Below are 16,011 nucleotides of genomic sequence, written 5' to 3'. Positions count from 1 at the left end.
ACGTCAACTTCGGCTGGGAGTACGTGCTCCACTGCCACATCCTCAGCCACGAGGAGATGGACATGATGCGATCCCAGGCCGTGGCGGTGAACCCGTCGGCGCCGACCGATATCTTGTTCGTGCCGTCCGGCAGCGGCAGGAACCGGATCAACACGGTGACCTGGCGGGACAACTCGAAGAACGAGACCGCCTTCGTCGTCGAACGGCGCGTCGCGGGCTCCACGGGTCCGTGGTCGCAGATCGCCATGGTCCAGACCGAGGACCGGGTCAACCTGACCAGTCTGTCCACGGCGACCACCGAGACCGGCGCCGCCACCGGTCCGGCTCAGTACATCGACCCGATCGGCAGCACGAACACCCTGTACGAGTACCAGGTGTACGCGATCAACACGGTCGGAGACACCTGGGACTACTCGGACCCGGCGTTCAACAACCTCCCCCCAGGAGGTGGCTTCCCGACGATCACGGTCGACAGCCGTGGCACCGGCCAGGTCGTGGGCGACCCGGTCGATGCTCCGACCGCCCTCACCGGGACTCTCAGCGTGAAGAACAGGAAGACCTCCACGGTGAACCTCAGCTGGACGGACAACTCGGACAACGAGACCGGGTTCCTCATCCAGCGCACCAACAGCGACGGCACCAACCTCGTGAACGCCACGGTGGGTCCAGACACCACGACTTTCACGCAGACCGTCACCTCCGGAGTGGCCTACCTCTACCGGGTGCATGCCTTCAGTGACACCACCCAGTCAGGCTGGTCCAACACCGTCCCGCTCCCGTCCGGTGGCACCGGCATCATGGGAGTCGATGGCGTCATCGACCTCGTGCTGCCCGATCCTGCCAAGGAAGCGCAGCCATGATCCAGCCGTCGGTTTGCGAGTCATCAGGCGATCAACGTCCTCCGGGTCGAGTCGAAGGATCCGTGATCCGCTGCGTTACCCGGGCCATTGGCCTTGGCGGTCCTGCGGCGCAGGGTATGAGTGCTCGGCCCGTTCGTCGGGAAGCCTCCGCGAGCGACGCAGACTGCCTTGCGGGTCGCGTCTCAGCGGCGCGCCGCCGGTAGGAAGTGGTTCTTGAGGGCGTGGACGGCCACGCGCCGGCCGACGTCGTTCCCGACGACGGACGAGTTGCGGTAGTGGAGCCCACCCCAGGTGCGCGCGTTGATGACCTGGCTCCGCAGATCCTCCGCGGTGGCGTAGGTGTAAGTCTTCGTCGGGGCAACCATGGTGGTGGTGCTGGTGAGCGAGATGCCGATTCTGCTCGTCCCGAGGAACGCGGTCAGCATCTCCGCGATCGCAGACGCAAAGGTGGTGTGGGCTGCCACGTACTCGGGATGGTTGGGCAGCATCGCGAGGTGCATCCACGCACGGTCCGGGACCGTCTTGGCGCTGCCGTCCTCGTCCGCCCGCCGGATCGCAGACCACGGCCGCCAGAAGCCGTAGTGGTACTTCGCATCGAAGGCGGAAACCATCGAGTCGGTCCCGATGAGGTTGCCCATGGCAAAGAACCGGGATGCCTCCAGCAGTCCCAGCCCGCGCTGCTGCGCGACCGCGCGGAACATCTCGTTGTACTGGATGACGCCGTTGGTCTGCCAGAACCGGGCGATCTCCGTCTGCCCTTCGGTGCGCGCGGTGCTGGTCAGCGCGCCCATCAGCCGAACCTCCCCGAGGTCCGACACGTATGTGCGGCTCGCGAGGGTCGGCGGCGGCCCGGGGCGGAACTGGGACGGCGTCGTCAGCACGAACGGCTTCAGCGTGGCGACCCACGGGTCGAGTGGCGGCGTGGTGGGCGTGGGGAACGGCTCCCAGACTCCGGCGGCGCGGGCGGGAGCGTAGGTGGCCGGGGCGTCCAGTCCATCGTCGGCCCGCAGGGTCAGGACCGCCTGGGCCGCCGCCCGGCCGACCGCCGTCCCCTTGGCCCTGTCCCCACTTGCGGAGCCTAGGGCCTTCAGCGTGTCCCAGAGCTCCATGTCGAGCATGTCCTTCTGGTCGGGCAGATGCTTCACGAGCACGGCGTGGACGGCCGCGGCCGCCGCTGCCGGCGCGGACGCTCCCGCTGGAGCGGCGGTCGCGACCATCCAGGGCTCGTAGCCTCCCTCGATCGCGACCACTGCGTTGTACATCGCCGCGTGGGCGTAGGAGAGGATCACGAATGCCCGCGGCATCGACATCCCGGACATGCCGGGCATCGTGGCCATGGTGGTGGGGGCCGGCAGCGCCATCGCAGGTTGGAGGGCGTTCTGGGCAATCATGTTCCACTGGATCGCCACATCGCCGGGGGCGCCCGAGACCGCACTCGGGGCGGGCCTGGGGGCTGAGAAGGCGGGGGCAACGGATGACCCTGCACCTGCTCCTGCCACGAGAACGCCACCTAGAAAACCGCGACGCGTCACGCTGGCCACAGCGCACCTCCGACTGGTTGGGCACACCCCTCTCGGTGCCTTGAGATCAGCATAAACCTGGCCCTTTGGTCCCGCAAAGAAGATCCACGAGCGGCAAGTGGTGATACGGGTCACACCGATCGCCTCGGCGACTCCAACGCTCGACCGGCCATCGTGGCCCGTCCTGGGTGTCCTTCGCCCCGGTCGCGGTCTCCCTGTACCCCACCCTGCCGTTGACTCATCAGCAGCTGGGGGGCAAGACCTGCGCGAGGGTCTGTGCACGCGACGTTGGCATGGAGCCCTCGCCCATCCTCGCAGCAGGCGCCGGCCAGGCTCGGGGCCTGAGGGGAAGGTGCACCGTGCCGGTCACGTCGAGCAACGCCACCGGGGTCGAGCCCCGTATCAGACCCCGGAGAACCGGTGCTCGGGACGCCCCGCGCAGTCGGGTCGTGGCTCCGGCTCCGGCGGCGTAGGCGGTGGGCGGGCGGGTCGAGATCGACGTGGTGCCTCAGTAGTTGATCCGCGCTCCGAGGACGACGGTGCGGCCGATGGGGAGCGAGAAGTAGTGGGTCGGGTCGGCAGCGTTGCGGGCCAGCCAGCCGAAGAGCTGCTTGCGGGCCTGTCCCATGCCTGGCCGGTCGCTGCGGTGCACGGTGATCCGGGAGAGGAAGTACGTGAGCTCCTGCAGGGGGATGTCCAGTCCCTCTTGGCCCCGTGCGACAGCGAGGCCCGCGGGTACGTCCTGGTGGTCGGAGAACCCGTAGCGCAGCGTGACGTGGGTGACGTGGTCGTACGGGTCGCCGAGATCGTCGATCAGCACTCGTTCGTGGTCCGGCACGTGCGGGACGTTGACGCTTTCGGTGGTGACGATGATCACCTCGTCGTGCAGGACGTGGTTGAACTGCACGTTCTCCCGCAGGGCCAGCGGGGTGGTCCGCTTGTTGGGGTGCAGGAAGACTGCCGTGCCCGGGACGCGGAGGATCTTCGCGTCGTCCTGCACCTCGCTCAGGAAGTCGAGGAGGGGCCCTTCGATCTTCTCTCGTCGGGCCGTGACGAGGTCGCGCCCGCGTGCCCAGGTCGTCATCACGGTGGCCATGACCGCCGCGACCAGCAGCGGCAGCCAGCCACCGTGCAGGACCTTGGCGATGTTGGCCGAGAAGAAGGCCACCTCCACACTGCCGAAGACCAGGACGAACAGCCCGACCTGCCACGGCCGCCACTTCAGCGCCGCCAGTGCGTAGACGCAGAACAGGGCCGTGGTCAGCATCAGGTCGGTGGTGACCGCCACCCCGTAGGCGGTGGCCAGCCGCTCGGACTCGCGGAACGTGAGCATGAGAACGATGACCCCTGCGAAGAGCAACCAGTTGACGCTGGCGATGTAGATCTGCCCGCCGGCCTCCTCGCTGGTCTGCTTGACGGTCAGGCGGGGCAGGTAACCCAACCGCTCGGCCTGCCGGGCCACGGAGAAGGCGCCGGAGATCACCGCCTGGCTCGCGATGATCGTGGCGAGGGTGGCCAGGGTCACGAGCGGCAGCTGTGCCCAGGCCGGCGCCAGGTGGAAGAACGGCGAGGCGATCTCGTGGCTGTCCCGCATGATGAGCTGGGCCTGCCCCAGGTAGTTCAAGGTCAGGCTGGGGAAGACGAGCGCGAACCACGCCCACATGATCGGCACCCGGCCGAAGTGGCCCATGTCGGCGTAGAGCGCCTCAGCGCCGGTGATGACCAGCACTGTGGCACCCATCGCGACGAAGGCGATCAGTGGGTTGTTGTACACGAAGGCCGCGGCGTGGTGCGGGGACAGCGCCCCAAGCACCTCGGGGTCCTGGACGACGTGGACAAGCCCCAGCACCGCCAGGACGAGGAACCAGAGCACCATGACGGGCCCGAAGAACCGGCCGACGTGGTGGGTGCCGTAACGCTGCGCGGCGAACAGCCCGACGATGATCACGGCCGAGATCGGCAGGACGAAGGACCCGGTACCCGGCGCGGCCACCTCCAGACCCTCGACCGCCGACAGCACCGAGATCGCCGGGGTGATGAGGCTGTCGCCGAAGAACAGCGAGCCGCCGAACACGCCCAGCAGCGCGGCCACCCGAAACCACCGCCCACCCGGACGGACCGAGCGGTGCGCAAGGTGCGCCAGTGCCATCACGCCACCCTCACCGTCGTTGTCGGCCCGCAGGATGAACTGCAGATACTTGGCCGACACGATGATGGTGATCGCCCAGAACACCATGGAGACGACGCCGAACACGTTCGCCCTCGTGGGCTCGACGATGCCACCGTTGAGGGCGAAGACGGTCTTGATCGCGTACAGCGGGCTGGTGCCGATGTCACCGAAGACGACGCCCAGTGCGGCCAGTACCAGCGCCCCCCGTGCACTGCGACGGCCGTGGCCCATCTTGCTCACGGAGAGCGATGCTACGCCCACCCAGGACGGTCCCGGTTCATCACTCGCCAGTTGGTGGACCCGTCCCGTCGGGGCCCGCGGCCACCAGGTGCGAAGGGCATTTCCGCTGCTCGGAGGGGACCTGTCACAGCCGCTGCGTGGATGGTCGTCGCGAACGCGGTGCCCGCCACCCGGACATGGCGGCAGCTGGTCGCGGTCGTCGATGATCGCGGTCGTTCGGTCGGTCTTCTTCCGCACAACGGGATCCGTGAGGAAGGACGGCGCTCTCCGGTAGCGTGGGAGCACAGGTGGCCTACGGCCACCAGAGCAGAGGAGGACGCGTGTCGGCCCAGCTGTCTCCGGTTGCGTTTCACGACTCCCGTCTCTCGGTCCCGGCGCCCGCGGAGGACGCGGTCGAGCGATCCCGCCTCACCACCCGGCTCGAGCAAGCTATCCAGCGGCATCACGTCACGCTCGTGACGGGGGCGGGTGGGACGGGCAAGACGTATGCGGTCGCCATGTGGAGCAGGTCGCTCGCCTCGCGCGAGGGCCCGGTCGTGGTCGCGTGGGCGTCGCTGGACCGCGCTGACGGCGACCCGCACCGCTACTGGCTCACGGTCGTGGGGGCCCTCCAGCGGGTCGTCGACTCCGAGGAGGTCGCCGGTCTTGTGGTGCCCTCTCGGCCGAACCAGCACTTCGTCGACAGTCTCGCGGCCGCGCTGGCGGGAGTGAGCAGCCAGCTCGTGCTCGTCCTCGACGACGTGCACGAGCTCGCCGGGAGCCAGGCGCTGGAGGCGCTCGAGGCGCTGCAGAGGTGCCTGCCCCGCCGGCACCGTCTCGTCCTGATCTCTCGCCACGATCCTCCGCTGCACCTGCACCGGCTGCGCCTGTCCGGCGATCTTGGTGAGCTCCGAGCGGCCGAGCTGGCGTTCACCCCCAACGAGGCCGCCGAGCTTCTGCACGCGAGCGGTCTCGAACTGCCCGACGGTGCGCTGGACCACCTCATGGCCACCACCGAGGGCTGGGCAGCCGGGCTGCGCCTGGCGACCGTTGCCATCGAGCCGGCGAGCGACCCCACCGCCGTGGTCACCCGGTTCAGCGGACGGCACGCGCTGGTCTCCGCCTACCTCCTGGAGGAGGTCGTCGCGGGGCTGGGGCCGGACCGGGCCGACTTCCTCCTCCGGACGAGCGTCGCCGACCGGGTCTGCGCGCCCCTGGCGCGCGCCCTCACCGATGAGGAGTCCGCAGGCGCGGTGCTGGAGTCTCTCGTCGCGGACAACGTCCTCGTCTCGGCGCTGGAGGACACCGGGTGGTACCGCTATCACCCCATGCTCCTGGAGATGCTGCGCGCCCGGCTCCGAGCCGCCAGCCCCGACCAGGCGGCCGACCTGCACCGGCGCGCACAGCACTGGTTCGAGGACTCGGGGGAGTGGCTCGAGGCGCTCCACCACGCGACGCTCGGAGGGGACGACGACCTCGCCGCCCAGCTCGCGCTCCGCTCGGCCGCCGTGCTGGTGTTCACGCCTGAGCGGGTCCGCCTTGCGCAGGTGCTCGCGCCGCTCACGGGTGCCCCTGCCCATCCCGGCGATCCCGAGCGCCAGCTCTGTCACGCGCTCGCTGCCTACGGGGTGGGGGACGACGAGGCGACCCTGACCTGGATCCGGCGGGCCGGGCCGGGCCTGGCGGTGCTCCCCGAGCCGCGAAAGGATATCGCCACGATCGTGCAGCGGCTGCTCCTGACCGCCCAGGCCCGACGCCAGGGCGACCCCCACCTCATGCTGTCCGCGGCCCAGGACGCGCTGGGGCTCTCCGAGCGCCTGACGCCGTCGGCGAGCAAGGCCCTGCCCCAGCTGCAGGGCGTCGCCACGAGCATGATCGGCGTCGGCGAGCTGTGGCGGGGCCGACCGGGCCGGGCCGAGGAGCTCCTGCGCAGCGTCGTCGTCGGTGTCGACAACAGGACGTTGGGGGTGTACGCGCAGGTCTACCACGGCGGCCTCCTCGCGCTGTCCGAGATGTCTCGAGGTCACGTCCAGCAGGGACTGCGGCGGGCCGAGACGGTGCTGGAGGCCGCGCGCGTGAGCGGGTGGAGCCAGTCGTACGAGTCCGGCGCGGCCTGGCTCGTGCTGGCGATCGGTGGTCTGTACCGGGCGGACCTGCTCGAGGCAGAACGCTGTCTCACGCTCGCTCGTCAGACGCAGATCGGGGTGCGCGACCCGTTCCTGGGCGCGGTGATGGACCTGGTGGCGACGCGCAGCGCGCTCACCGCCGGCGACCTCCCACGTGCACGACGCGCGCTGGCCAGTGTCGACCGGTGGGTCGCGGAGCGACCTCGCCTGACCCTCATCACGATCATGCGCGGGGCCCTGGACGCGGAGATCCAGCTCGCCGCCGGCGCCGCCCAGGGTGCTGCCGCGGTGATCGCGGAGCTCGATGCCCACCTCGCCGACCTCGGTGAGGAGTACGGGACGGAGCAGGATCCCGTCGCGATCACCCGCGCCCATGTCCTGCTGGCGACCGGGCGGACCCACCTCTGCGAGGACGCCGTGGCACCACTGCTCCAGGCGGACGGTGTCATCAGCAGCGAGGCGTGGCTCGTCACTGCGCTCGCCCAGGACCGACTCCGGCAGGATGCATCGGCGATGGAGTCCCTGGGCCGGGCTCTCGCGCACGGAGCGGCTGAGGACGCAATCCAGGGCTTCCTTCGCAGGAACGACCGGCTGCCCCTCCTCCTGCGGCGGCACCTCGACGTGCTGGGTACCCACCGGCCGTTCGCCGAACGGGTGCTCACCCGGATCGACCAGGGCATCGGTGCAGGCCACGGACGCACGACCCACGTCACCGGGCCGGTGGCGCTCACCGAGCGAGAGCTGTCCGTCCTCGCCTACCTCCCGACCCTGAGCACCAACCCCGAGATCGCCGACGAGCTCAGCATCTCTGTCAACACCGTCAAGCAGCACCTCAAGACGATCAACCGCAAGCTCGAGGTCAGCAGCCGGCGCGAGGCGGTCCGCGCCGCCCGACGACTCGGGCTCCTGCCGGAGCCGTCGTGAGCACGCGACGGTCCTGCTCGAACCAGCGTCGTGATGGCGGGAGGATGAAGGTGTGACGAGTGAAACCGGACGAGGCGGTCCTGTCAGAACAGCCCAGGGATGGCTGCGGAGGAGAACGGTCGATATCATCGACGTCTTCGTCTACGTCGTCGTCCTCAACCTGGCTGTCGAGTACCTGCCCTCCGTCATCAGCGAGACCTTCACCTTGTCGCTGCTGACGGCCGTGCTTCTCAAGGTCGTGCTGGAGGTCGTCCTTCTTCTCAAGGGCGCGGTGGTCACCCGGCTCCGCTCCGCACGAACTCGCCGTGCCAAGGCGGCGTCCTTCCTCATGCTGTGGGTTGTCGCGGCCGGGAGCAAGTTGGTCGTCCTCGCCCTGATAGACCTCGTCTTCGGCGACGCGGTCAGCCTCGGTGGCTTCATCCCCGTCACGTTGCTGGTCATCACACTGCTCTTCGCACGCGCGACCGTGCGCAGGTCGCTTCACGAGCCCCCTGACTGAGCGCGCCGGGACGCTCTCATCTGGCTGAAGGAGAATCACGCCACCCGGTTTGGGTGAGGTGGCGCTGACCCGGTTGACCGGACACTCGAAGCATCGACGGCACCGCACCGACAGAGGAACGGGATGTCGCCGGGCCCAGGTCCTCCTCGACGACGGTGTCAGTTCGCGACCGGAGTACGACCGGCCCAAGGACAAGGAACTCGTCTGACCGGAGCAGAGAGGATCACCCTGTGAACGTTCGGACCTCGTCGGCGGGGGCCGCGACGCCGGCTGCGGCCGCCGGTCCCGGCCTGGTGGGTCTCGCCGTCTTCCGGCGATTCCCGAACCTGGCACCTCTGCGGCCCCCGTCATGAACGCCATGCCCACCCCCTCGCCCGCGCGCGACGACCGGGAGGCCACGCTGACCGAGCGGCTCTCCGCGTACCGGACCGTCCGCGAACAGGTCGAGCGCTTGGTTCTTCCCCTCGCCACCTCGGTGGACGGCGTCTCGTTCGTCTTCCAGGCATCCCTGTACGGCCTGGCACTCAGGCGCGGCGGGTACATCGTCCTCGGGGGCGACGGCCCCGAACGCCTTGGCCAGATCACTGACCTCAGCGTCGCATCGGAGCGGGCAGCAGCGGAGGGACTGGCTGCGGTCGGGACGGACGTGGTCATCCGCATGGCTCGTGGGGAGGGCACACTGCTCGACTCGGACGGGAACGGCTTCCACGACGCGACGGTGCGTCCCGCGCTTCCGCACGAGGTGGTGGAGTGGCTCGCACGGGCGCGACCGGGGCGTGCTGCTCTACCCGTGGGCGAGCTGCTCAGGGCCCCGGGCGTGGCTGCCGTGCTGGACAGTGGCGGGCTGGACCGTCACACCTTCATGTGTGGTCAGTCGGGGTCGGGCAAGACCTACGCGCTCGGGCTTCTGCTCGAGCGGGTCCTGGCCGAGACCGCCCTGCCGGTCGTGGTCCTCGACCCGAACTCCGACTACGTCCGGCTCGCCAGTCTTCGTGACGGAGCCGATCCCGAACTGGCCGATCGCTTCGCGCGGGTGGTCGACGACATCACCGTCTGGGGTGACGGACCTACGGCCGACCAGCCTCTGCGACTTCGTTTCTCCGACCTGGATCCAGAGGCCCAGGCTGCGGTCCTGGGGCTCGACCCCATTGCCGACCTCGACGAGTACGCCGTGCTGCGGGACCTTCTCCGGGAACAGGAGCACGACCGTCCGCTGGTGACCGGCTTCGAACAGCTCCTCCAGGCGGAGACCCCGGGCGCGCGCAGCCTCGGCGTGCGCGCGAGGAACCTCGGCGTGCTCGACTGGGGCTTGTGGTCCCGCAAGCAGCGTTCGATCGTGGACGAGATCTGCGGGTCGACCGCGCGCTGCACCGTGGTCGACCTCGGCTCCCTGGGCACCCCGCAGGAGCAGCGGCTCGTTGCGCAGGCCGTCCTCTCGGCGCTGTGGCAGACGAGGGCCACACGCCGTCCTCGGCTGATCGTCGTCGACGAGGCGCACAATGTCTGTCCGGCACAGCCCGGGGATGCCGTGTCGGCGCTGTCGACGGAGACGGCGATCCAGATCGCGGCCGAGGGGCGCAAGTTCGGCCTCTATCTGCTGACCTCCACCCAACGACCGCACAAGGTGCACAAGAACGTCGTGTCCCAGTGTGACAACCTGTTTCTGATGAGGATGAACTCGCACGACGATCTGGCCGAGCTGAGCGGGATCTTCTCGTTCGTGCCCGAGGGACTCATGGCAGGTGCGACGACGTTCGCCATGGGGGAGGCGCTCGTGGCGGGCAAGATCCTCCGGCGGCCCGCGTACGTCCGGATGGGCGAGCGTGTCACCCAGGAGGGCGGAGCCGACATCCCGCCCACCTGGGCCGACCCCAGATGACCGCGCGAGCAAGGGGGATCCCGGGGCAACCGGGGTCGTCCTCGTCGACGGAAGCCCACATCTCATCTCCTGCCACCAGGACGCCCTGACCCAGGGCGTCAGGACGCCTGAGGTTGCGTGGGCATCACGTCGTGAGGCACCTCGTATGTTCAGTCGCGAATCGCCGCACGGCGGGGTGAGCGGGCGCTACCGACCGCGCAGCCGCTCCAGCTCCGCGACGTCCTCGGCCACCACGCGCTCGGCCTCGTCGAGCACCGCGTCCAGATCCGTGCCCGGGACGACGACGCCGCCCGCGCTGTCGACATAGACCCAGTCGCCGGGCACCACCGTCACCCCGAACGCCTCGACCGGCGCGTTGGCGGCGAAGGGCATCACGCTGTCGCCTCCCCAGCGGACCGCCTCCCCGCGGCACCACACCGGCAGGTCGAGCGCGACCAGCTCGCCGAAGTCGCGCAGCAGACCGTCGCAGAGCAGGCCGGCCGCCCCTGCGGCGGCCGCCTGGGCGAGCTTGGTGCCGCCGGCGTGCGAGACGAAGGGGTACCCGCCGCTGCCGAGGACCAGCACCGCCCCCGACGGTCCGTCCCGGAGCGCGTCGGCGGCGACCGCGCCGAACGCGGGCTCACCGCCCGCCAGCCCGGCACGCGTCGGCAGGAACGCCAGCGTCACCACCGGCCCGAACAGGACCCGGGGCGGGCGGGGGCTCGTCAGTGCGGGCAGGTGCGCCCGATGGCCGTGCCTGCGGGCCATCGCGTCGACGAGGGGGGCGCACCCCAGCGTCAGGGCCCGCTGCCGTGCCGCCCCCGGGTCGTCGGTTCCCATCGCCCTCTCACCCGCCCTCGTAGGTACCCAGCGACCAGATGTTGCTCTCAGGATCGCGCACCGCCGCCGATCGTCCGCCGTCGTCCTGGTCGCGGTAGACGGCCCGTTCCGTGAAGCCCGCTTCCTCGAGCCAGGTCATCAGCCGCTCAGGCTTCTCCGCGCCCAGACTGAGCCAGAGTCCGGTGGTCATCGTGTCCTCCTCGCCTGGAACTGTCCCAGCGTAGCCACTGCGGCGACCGCGCCGCCCGAGGCCCCTGGCACCTCCTGAGATCTGGGACAATGGGACGTCACCTCGCCTCGCGCGAGCGCCACCCTGGGAGCAAGAGGTCGCCTGTATGCAGTTCACCGAAGGTCAGCTCGTCGTCCACCCCCACCACGGCCCCTGCGTCGTCACGGGCGTCGTCACCCGCACCCTCAAAGGGGTGGAGCGGGAGTACGTCGAGCTGCGCGTCCAGCGGACCGATCTGGTGCTCTCCGTCCCGGCGGAGGGGGTCGACGACGTCGGCCTGCGACCGGTGTTCGGGGCCGCCGAGCTGGCGAGCCTGGCCGAGGTGCTGCGGGCGCCCAGCGAGCCCTTCGAGAAGCAGTGGTCCCGGCGGATGAAGGCCAACCAGGAGAAGGTGCTGACCGGTGAGCTGATGGTCATCGCCGGTGCCGTGCGCGACCTGGTCCGCAGGGCTGAGGACGGCGGCATCTCCGCCGCCGAGAAGGACCTCCTCAGGGCTGCCCGGAGACCTATCCTCGGCGAGCTCGTGGAGTCGATGTCCCTCACCGACGTGCAGGCCGAGGAGCTCCTGGACGGTCTCATCCTCGGCAAGGACGTCGCGTTCCCGACGGCGCTGTCCCCGGCGAGCTGACCGCTGCCCGCTCACCGACCCTCGACCAGGAGGTCGGGCACGGTGACGAACCCGTAGCCGCGAGCCCGCAGGTCCTGGATCATGCCGGGCAGCGCGTCTGCGTCCAGGGTCGAGCCGTCCTCCGGGTGGGCACCGACGTGCATGAGGACGACCTGCCCGGGACGCAGGGCGTCCAGCACGCGGTCGCGCACGATGACGCTGGTGATGCCCTCGGTAATGCCCTGCCAGCCCAGGGTGTCGACCGTCCAGCGGATCGGGATGTAGCCCGCTCCGTTGACCACGTCGATGTCGAGCGGGGTGCGGTCCCCGAAGGGGAAGCGGAAGAGGGGTGCGGTGGTCCGCCCCGTGAGCGCGGAGATCGACGCCTCGGCCGCCGACAGCTCCGCGCGGATCTCCTCGTCGGTGGAGTCCGGGAACGCCGGGTGTGTGTCGCTGTGGTTGCCGACCGGGTGCCCCCTCTGGGACATGGCCCGCACACTGTCCGGGTAGGTCCGGGCGAAGGACCCCGTCACGAAGAAGGTGGCCGGGACGTCCTCGCTGTCCAGCGTGGCGAGGATGTCGGCGACCGCGGTGTTCGACGCACCGCCGTCGAAGGTGAGGGCGACGACACGCCGGTCGGTGTCGAAGGCTTCGATGTCCAGGCCGCTCCAGGCCTGCACGAGGTCGGTCGCGGGAGGGACGGACGGGGTCGGAGCAGGTGTCCCCGGTGGGGTCGGTGCGGGCGGGGTCGGGCTGGGCGACGGCGTCGGAGCGGTGCTGGGTGCGGCGGTCCCCGTCGGCTCGGGGGTGGTCGGCTCCGGGGTTGTCGGTGCCGGTGTCGTCGGTTCCGCGGTCGTGGGTGTCGGGCTGGTCGGCGTCGCGTCCGGCGACGTCGAGCCGCCGTCGTCGGGCGAGGTGGGCGCGGACGTCGTCGTGGCGGTCGGAGAGGCCCCCGGGCCGTCGGCGTCGCCGCACCCGGCGATCGACAGTGCCCCAGCGAGGACCGCGGCCAGCAGGACCCGTCCCCCTCGGCCGTGGACCTGTGCCGTCACCCCAGCCACCTCCTCGTCCGACCGTGCTCACTTCCCCTGTCGTCCCCCGGCGCGCAAAGGTTCAGCGCCCTAGCATGAAGCCATGAGCAGAACCGGCACAGGCCCAGGCTGAGGTATGCCGCAGTACGTCGCCTTCCTCCGCGCCATCAACCTCGGCGCCAGACGGACCTTCCCGAAGAACTCCATCCGGGCGTGCGTGGAGAGCACGGGCGCCGTCGGGGTCGAGACGCACATCAACACCGGCAACGTGCTGCTGCGGACGACGCTTCGCTCCCGTTCGCGGGTGGAGGCTGCCCTGGAGGAGGCGTTCCGGCAGGACCGCGGGTTCGAGGTGCCGACGGTGGTGCTCACCCCCCTCGAGCTGAGCAGCGTCGTCACGGTCGGGGAGGAGCTGGCCGGGCAGCACCCCGCAGCGGTCCGTCACTACGTGACCCTGCTCAAGGCGGAGCCTTCCCCGGAGGTTGCGGGGGAGCTCGCCCGGCTGACCCCCCCCGGTGTGACGCTGAGGGTGGTGGGACGGGCTGTCCACGTGCTGCCTGAGCAGGTCCTCGGACAGGGAGGGCCGCGGAACGACCCCATCGAGCGGCTGCTCGGGGTGGCCACCACCCGCAACCACAGCGTCCTGCGGGCGATCGTCCAGAAGTGGTGCTAGCCCGCCGGGAGAGGCGTGGGGCTTCGCCGCCGCCGCCCGGTCAGGTCTCGGTGGTGCCCTCGTAGAGCCCGACCTGGTTGCCGAACGGGTCTTCGAAGATCGCCCACCAGCTGGTGTCGCTGATCATCTCCTTGCCCATCAGGGTCCTGCCGCCACCGGCCTCGACCTGCCTGAGCGCCTCGTCGATCGAGTCCACCTCGACGTAGGACCGCGGCTGGGTGAAGCCCTCGGACCGCGGCGCCAGGCCGCCACCGCTGATCCCGTTCGGCGCCTGCCACATCGGGTACCCCTCGAAGCCCGGTAGCTCCTCGATCCTCCACCCGAACAGGGCACTGTAGAACTCGCGCGCGGCGCCGGTGTCCGGGACGGGGATGTCGACGTGGGTGATGTCTCCGTGTGCCATGACCGTCCTCCTGGTGCCCGGTGGTGCCCGCTGGTCGGCGGGTCTGCTCGAGTCTGGCACGGCGCGGGGGCCCTCGTCAGGAAAGCCGCGACTCCTTCATCAGCGGTGAGGTGTAGACGGTCGGGATCTGCACGCCGTCGAGCCAGGCCGTGAGCCGGTCCGCCTCCGCCGCGAGCGCCGCACGGCCCTGCGAACCGACGTCCTCGCCCTCGCGCAGAACGACCCGCACCCCGGCCTGTGCGTCCTGCACCCAGCACCCGACGACCCGGCCCTGCCACCACGCGGTGGTCCCCGCGTTGCCGAAGCTGTCGAAGAGCGAGGGGACGTGGCGGGGGTCGAGGTAGAACCCGCGCTGCTTCCACCCCATCGTCGTGGGGTCGAGCGTCGGCAGCAGCGCCGCCCACGGCCCGGCCTCCGACACCTCGTCCACGTCCTCCGGCAGCACCCAGCCGGTCCCACCGCCGTCCAGCCCGACCTCGACGGCGTCGGCAGCGGCCAGCGCGGCACGGGCCGCCGTCCGGGTCGACCCCAGCCACCACTGGACGTCCTCGAGGGTGCCCGGCCCGAAGGTCCTCAGCCAGCGGCGGACGAGCACGCCATACCCCTCCTCGGTCGTCACGCGCTCCGGCGCTGCACCCAGCCAGGAGTCCATCAGGGTCCAGGTGGGGCGGCTGGTGCGCCAGTGCCCGACGTTCGGGCCGCGGACGAGCACGCCGGCGGCCCCGAGCAGCGTCAGCACCCGGGGGGCGAGCTGGAAGGTGCCGCCCCAGCGCTTGTCGGTGTCGACCGTGATCGTGCCGGACAGCTCCGGCAGCTCCTCGCGGAGCTGGCGGGCCGACAGCGGCGGTGAACCGGTCAGAAGGTCCACGACGGCGGCCGTGGCCCGCTCGATCCAGACCTGACCGTCGCGTGCGACCCCGTGCCGCTCGACGTCGCGGCCGATGAGCCGTCGCTGCTCCGCGGCCACCCGGGCGGAGGCGCTGCCGAGCGCTGCCGGGAGCAGGTCGACCGGCATGACGAACAGGGTGCGCCGCATGGCCAGCTGCTTGACGAGGGCGCGGTCGTCGTAGAGGGACCGGTCGACGTCGGCGGGCGAGGTGCCGGTCGTGCGGGCGTGCACGGCCAGGTGCACGGTGGCGGACTCGGTGGCGTGCAGGACCGTCATCGCACGGGTGGCGGCCACAGGGTCGGCCAGCCTTTGGTCAGGGTGGAGACCGTGGCGGAGCGCCAGCCGGTTGCGGCGCTCGGTGTCGTCGACGTGCCGACGGTGCATCGGCACCTCAGCCGGCGAGGTGCCGACGGAAGAAGGCGACGATCCGCCGGCGGGCGTCCGCCGTGGCGTTCGCGTCGAACCTCGTCCCGGAGATGCGTGCGAGGAAGGAGAGCATCGGCGTCCGGTCGGCGGGGTCGTGGTCGTTCATGAAGCCGTGCCCCACGCCGGGGTAGATCTTCACGTCGTGCGGCACCCCGGCCTCCGTGAGGATCGCGTCGAGGCGTCGACCTGCCTTGTGTCCCAGGGGTGAGCGGTCCGTCCCGCCGTAGCTGCCGACCACCGGGCAGGCGCCGGGGAGCCACTCTTCGCCGTCCGCGGGGCAGCCGCCGTAGTTGACGCCCGCGGCGTCGAAGCCTCGGTCCGCCGCGAGCGCGAGCGCGTAGCCCCCGCCCATGCAGAAGCCGACCACCCCGATGCGGCCCGTGCAGTCGTCACGGTCGGCCAACCACCGTCGTGCCGCCTCGACGTCGTCGAAGGAGCGGCCGCGCCGACGAGAGAGGTCACCGATGATCGTGCGCAGGCAACCCAGCCTGCTGCCCCAGTAGTAGAGGTCCGGCGCCGCAGCGAGGAAACCCTCGCCGGCCAGCCAGTCGGCCTGGGCCCGCAGGTCCCGGCTCATGCCGGTGACGTCGTGGACGACCACCACCCCTGGCCACGGGCCCGCGCCGTCCGGCACCGCCACGTAGGTAGGCATCGACCCGTGGGCGGTGGTGAGGTGCTCCAGCGCGGGGGACTCCATACGGGGGAATGTAGTCCTGCCGACGGGGCGGTGTCGCGGA

At 70.6% G+C, this 16,011-nt stretch carries 14 protein-coding genes; 6 read left to right on the top strand and 8 right to left on the bottom strand.

Going from position 1 to position 16,011, the window contains the following annotated elements; all coding sequences use genetic code 11:
* Positions 1-860 (top strand): fibronectin type III domain-containing protein (locus ACI3ET_RS15020; RefSeq protein WP_405033882.1); only part of this gene is annotated, 860 nt, incomplete at its 5' end.
* Between the two features lie 182 nt (positions 861-1,042).
* Here ACI3ET_RS15020 and ACI3ET_RS15015 read toward each other — a convergent pair.
* On the bottom strand, positions 1,043-2,251 hold the full coding sequence (locus ACI3ET_RS15015) for a vanadium-dependent haloperoxidase (RefSeq protein ID WP_405033881.1): 1,209 nt from the start codon (positions 2,249-2,251) through the stop codon (positions 1,043-1,045).
* 637 nt (positions 2,252-2,888) lie between these two features.
* Complete coding sequence (locus ACI3ET_RS15010) at positions 2,889-4,781, bottom strand: potassium transporter Kup (protein ID WP_405033883.1); 1,893 nt, start codon at positions 4,779-4,781, stop codon at positions 2,889-2,891.
* 329 nt (positions 4,782-5,110) lie between these two features.
* Between ACI3ET_RS15010 and ACI3ET_RS15005 the strand changes: the two genes are divergently transcribed.
* The 3 genes from ACI3ET_RS15005 (at position 5,111) to ACI3ET_RS14995 (ending at position 10,197) form a co-directional block, all read left to right on the top strand.
* Complete coding sequence (locus tag ACI3ET_RS15005; RefSeq protein ID WP_405033880.1) at positions 5,111-7,819, top strand: LuxR C-terminal-related transcriptional regulator; 2,709 nt, start codon at positions 5,111-5,113, stop codon at positions 7,817-7,819.
* A 52-nt stretch (positions 7,820-7,871) separates the two neighbouring features.
* On the top strand, positions 7,872-8,318 hold the full coding sequence (locus tag ACI3ET_RS15000) for a hypothetical protein (protein WP_405033879.1): 447 nt from the start codon (positions 7,872-7,874) through the stop codon (positions 8,316-8,318).
* A gap of 349 nt (positions 8,319-8,667) precedes the next feature.
* The gene (locus ACI3ET_RS14995; protein ID WP_405033878.1) at positions 8,668-10,197 is read left to right on the top strand and encodes an ATP-binding protein; all 1,530 of its coding nucleotides are present in this window, start codon (positions 8,668-8,670) and stop codon (positions 10,195-10,197) included.
* Between the two features lie 186 nt (positions 10,198-10,383).
* Here ACI3ET_RS14995 and ACI3ET_RS14990 read toward each other — a convergent pair whose 3' ends face one another.
* Positions 10,384-11,016, bottom strand: a complete 633-nt coding sequence (locus ACI3ET_RS14990; RefSeq protein ID WP_405033877.1) for an RraA family protein — start codon at positions 11,014-11,016, stop codon at positions 10,384-10,386.
* 7 nt (positions 11,017-11,023) lie between these two features.
* On the bottom strand, positions 11,024-11,206 hold the full coding sequence (locus tag ACI3ET_RS14985) for a hypothetical protein (RefSeq protein ID WP_405033876.1): 183 nt from the start codon (positions 11,204-11,206) through the stop codon (positions 11,024-11,026).
* Positions 11,207-11,351: 145 nt separating this feature from the next.
* Between ACI3ET_RS14985 and ACI3ET_RS14980 the strand changes: the two genes are divergently transcribed.
* Positions 11,352-11,873 carry a CarD family transcriptional regulator gene (locus ACI3ET_RS14980; protein WP_405033875.1) on the top strand — a complete coding sequence of 174 codons (522 nt, stop codon included), beginning with the start codon at positions 11,352-11,354 and terminating at the stop codon, positions 11,871-11,873.
* Between the two features lie 11 nt (positions 11,874-11,884).
* On the opposite strand, the gene ACI3ET_RS14975 is transcribed toward ACI3ET_RS14980, so the two are convergent.
* Positions 11,885-12,904, bottom strand: a complete 1,020-nt coding sequence (locus ACI3ET_RS14975) for a polysaccharide deacetylase family protein (RefSeq protein WP_405033874.1) — start codon at positions 12,902-12,904, stop codon at positions 11,885-11,887.
* A 115-nt stretch (positions 12,905-13,019) separates the two neighbouring features.
* Between ACI3ET_RS14975 and ACI3ET_RS14970 the strand changes: the two genes are divergently transcribed.
* Positions 13,020-13,556, top strand: a complete 537-nt coding sequence (locus tag ACI3ET_RS14970) for a DUF1697 domain-containing protein (RefSeq protein ID WP_405033873.1) — start codon at positions 13,020-13,022, stop codon at positions 13,554-13,556.
* A gap of 40 nt (positions 13,557-13,596) precedes the next feature.
* Here ACI3ET_RS14970 and ACI3ET_RS14965 read toward each other — a convergent pair whose 3' ends face one another.
* The 3 genes from ACI3ET_RS14965 to ACI3ET_RS14955 form a co-directional block, all read right to left on the bottom strand.
* Positions 13,597-13,959, bottom strand: coding sequence for a VOC family protein (locus ACI3ET_RS14965; protein WP_405033872.1), 363 nt, complete (start codon positions 13,957-13,959; stop codon positions 13,597-13,599).
* A 76-nt stretch (positions 13,960-14,035) separates the two neighbouring features.
* Positions 14,036-15,232, bottom strand: coding sequence for a winged helix DNA-binding domain-containing protein (locus ACI3ET_RS14960; RefSeq protein ID WP_405033871.1), 1,197 nt, complete (start codon positions 15,230-15,232; stop codon positions 14,036-14,038).
* Between the two features lie 7 nt (positions 15,233-15,239).
* Entirely contained in the window at positions 15,240-15,971 is a 732-nt protein-coding gene (locus tag ACI3ET_RS14955) for a dienelactone hydrolase family protein (protein WP_405033870.1), read from the bottom strand.
* Between the last annotated feature and the right edge of the window lie 40 nt (positions 15,972-16,011).

The organism is Ornithinimicrobium jinqii (assembly GCF_045032595.1).
GTDB lineage: Bacteria > Actinomycetota > Actinomycetes > Actinomycetales > Dermatophilaceae > Ornithinicoccus.
The sequence above is the reverse complement of the archived record's forward strand: the minus strand, read 5'-3'. Positions and strand labels throughout refer to the sequence as shown.

What these genes read in the sequence shown, in the direction of transcription:
- ACI3ET_RS14960 (WP_405033871.1), bottom strand. Translation starts at nt 15,232, where the DNA reads ATGCACCGTCGGCACGTCGACGACACCGAGCGCCGCAACCGGCTGGCG.
- ACI3ET_RS15015 (WP_405033881.1), bottom strand. Translation starts at nt 2,251, where the DNA reads ATGATTGCCCAGAACGCCCTCCAACCTGCGATGGCGCTGCCGGCCCCC.
- ACI3ET_RS14985 (WP_405033876.1), bottom strand. Translation starts at nt 11,206, where the DNA reads ATGACCACCGGACTCTGGCTCAGTCTGGGCGCGGAGAAGCCTGAGCGG.
- ACI3ET_RS14980 (WP_405033875.1), top strand. Translation starts at nt 11,352, where the DNA reads ATGCAGTTCACCGAAGGTCAGCTCGTCGTCCACCCCCACCACGGCCCC.
- ACI3ET_RS14955 (WP_405033870.1), bottom strand. Translation starts at nt 15,971, where the DNA reads ATGGAGTCCCCCGCGCTGGAGCACCTCACCACCGCCCACGGGTCGATG.
- ACI3ET_RS14965 (WP_405033872.1), bottom strand. Translation starts at nt 13,959, where the DNA reads ATGGCACACGGAGACATCACCCACGTCGACATCCCCGTCCCGGACACC.
- ACI3ET_RS14995 (WP_405033878.1), top strand. Translation starts at nt 8,668, where the DNA reads ATGAACGCCATGCCCACCCCCTCGCCCGCGCGCGACGACCGGGAGGCC.
- ACI3ET_RS15010 (WP_405033883.1), bottom strand. Translation starts at nt 4,781, where the DNA reads ATGGGCCACGGCCGTCGCAGTGCACGGGGGGCGCTGGTACTGGCCGCA.
- ACI3ET_RS14970 (WP_405033873.1), top strand. Translation starts at nt 13,020, where the DNA reads ATGCCGCAGTACGTCGCCTTCCTCCGCGCCATCAACCTCGGCGCCAGA.
- ACI3ET_RS14990 (WP_405033877.1), bottom strand. Translation starts at nt 11,016, where the DNA reads ATGGGAACCGACGACCCGGGGGCGGCACGGCAGCGGGCCCTGACGCTG.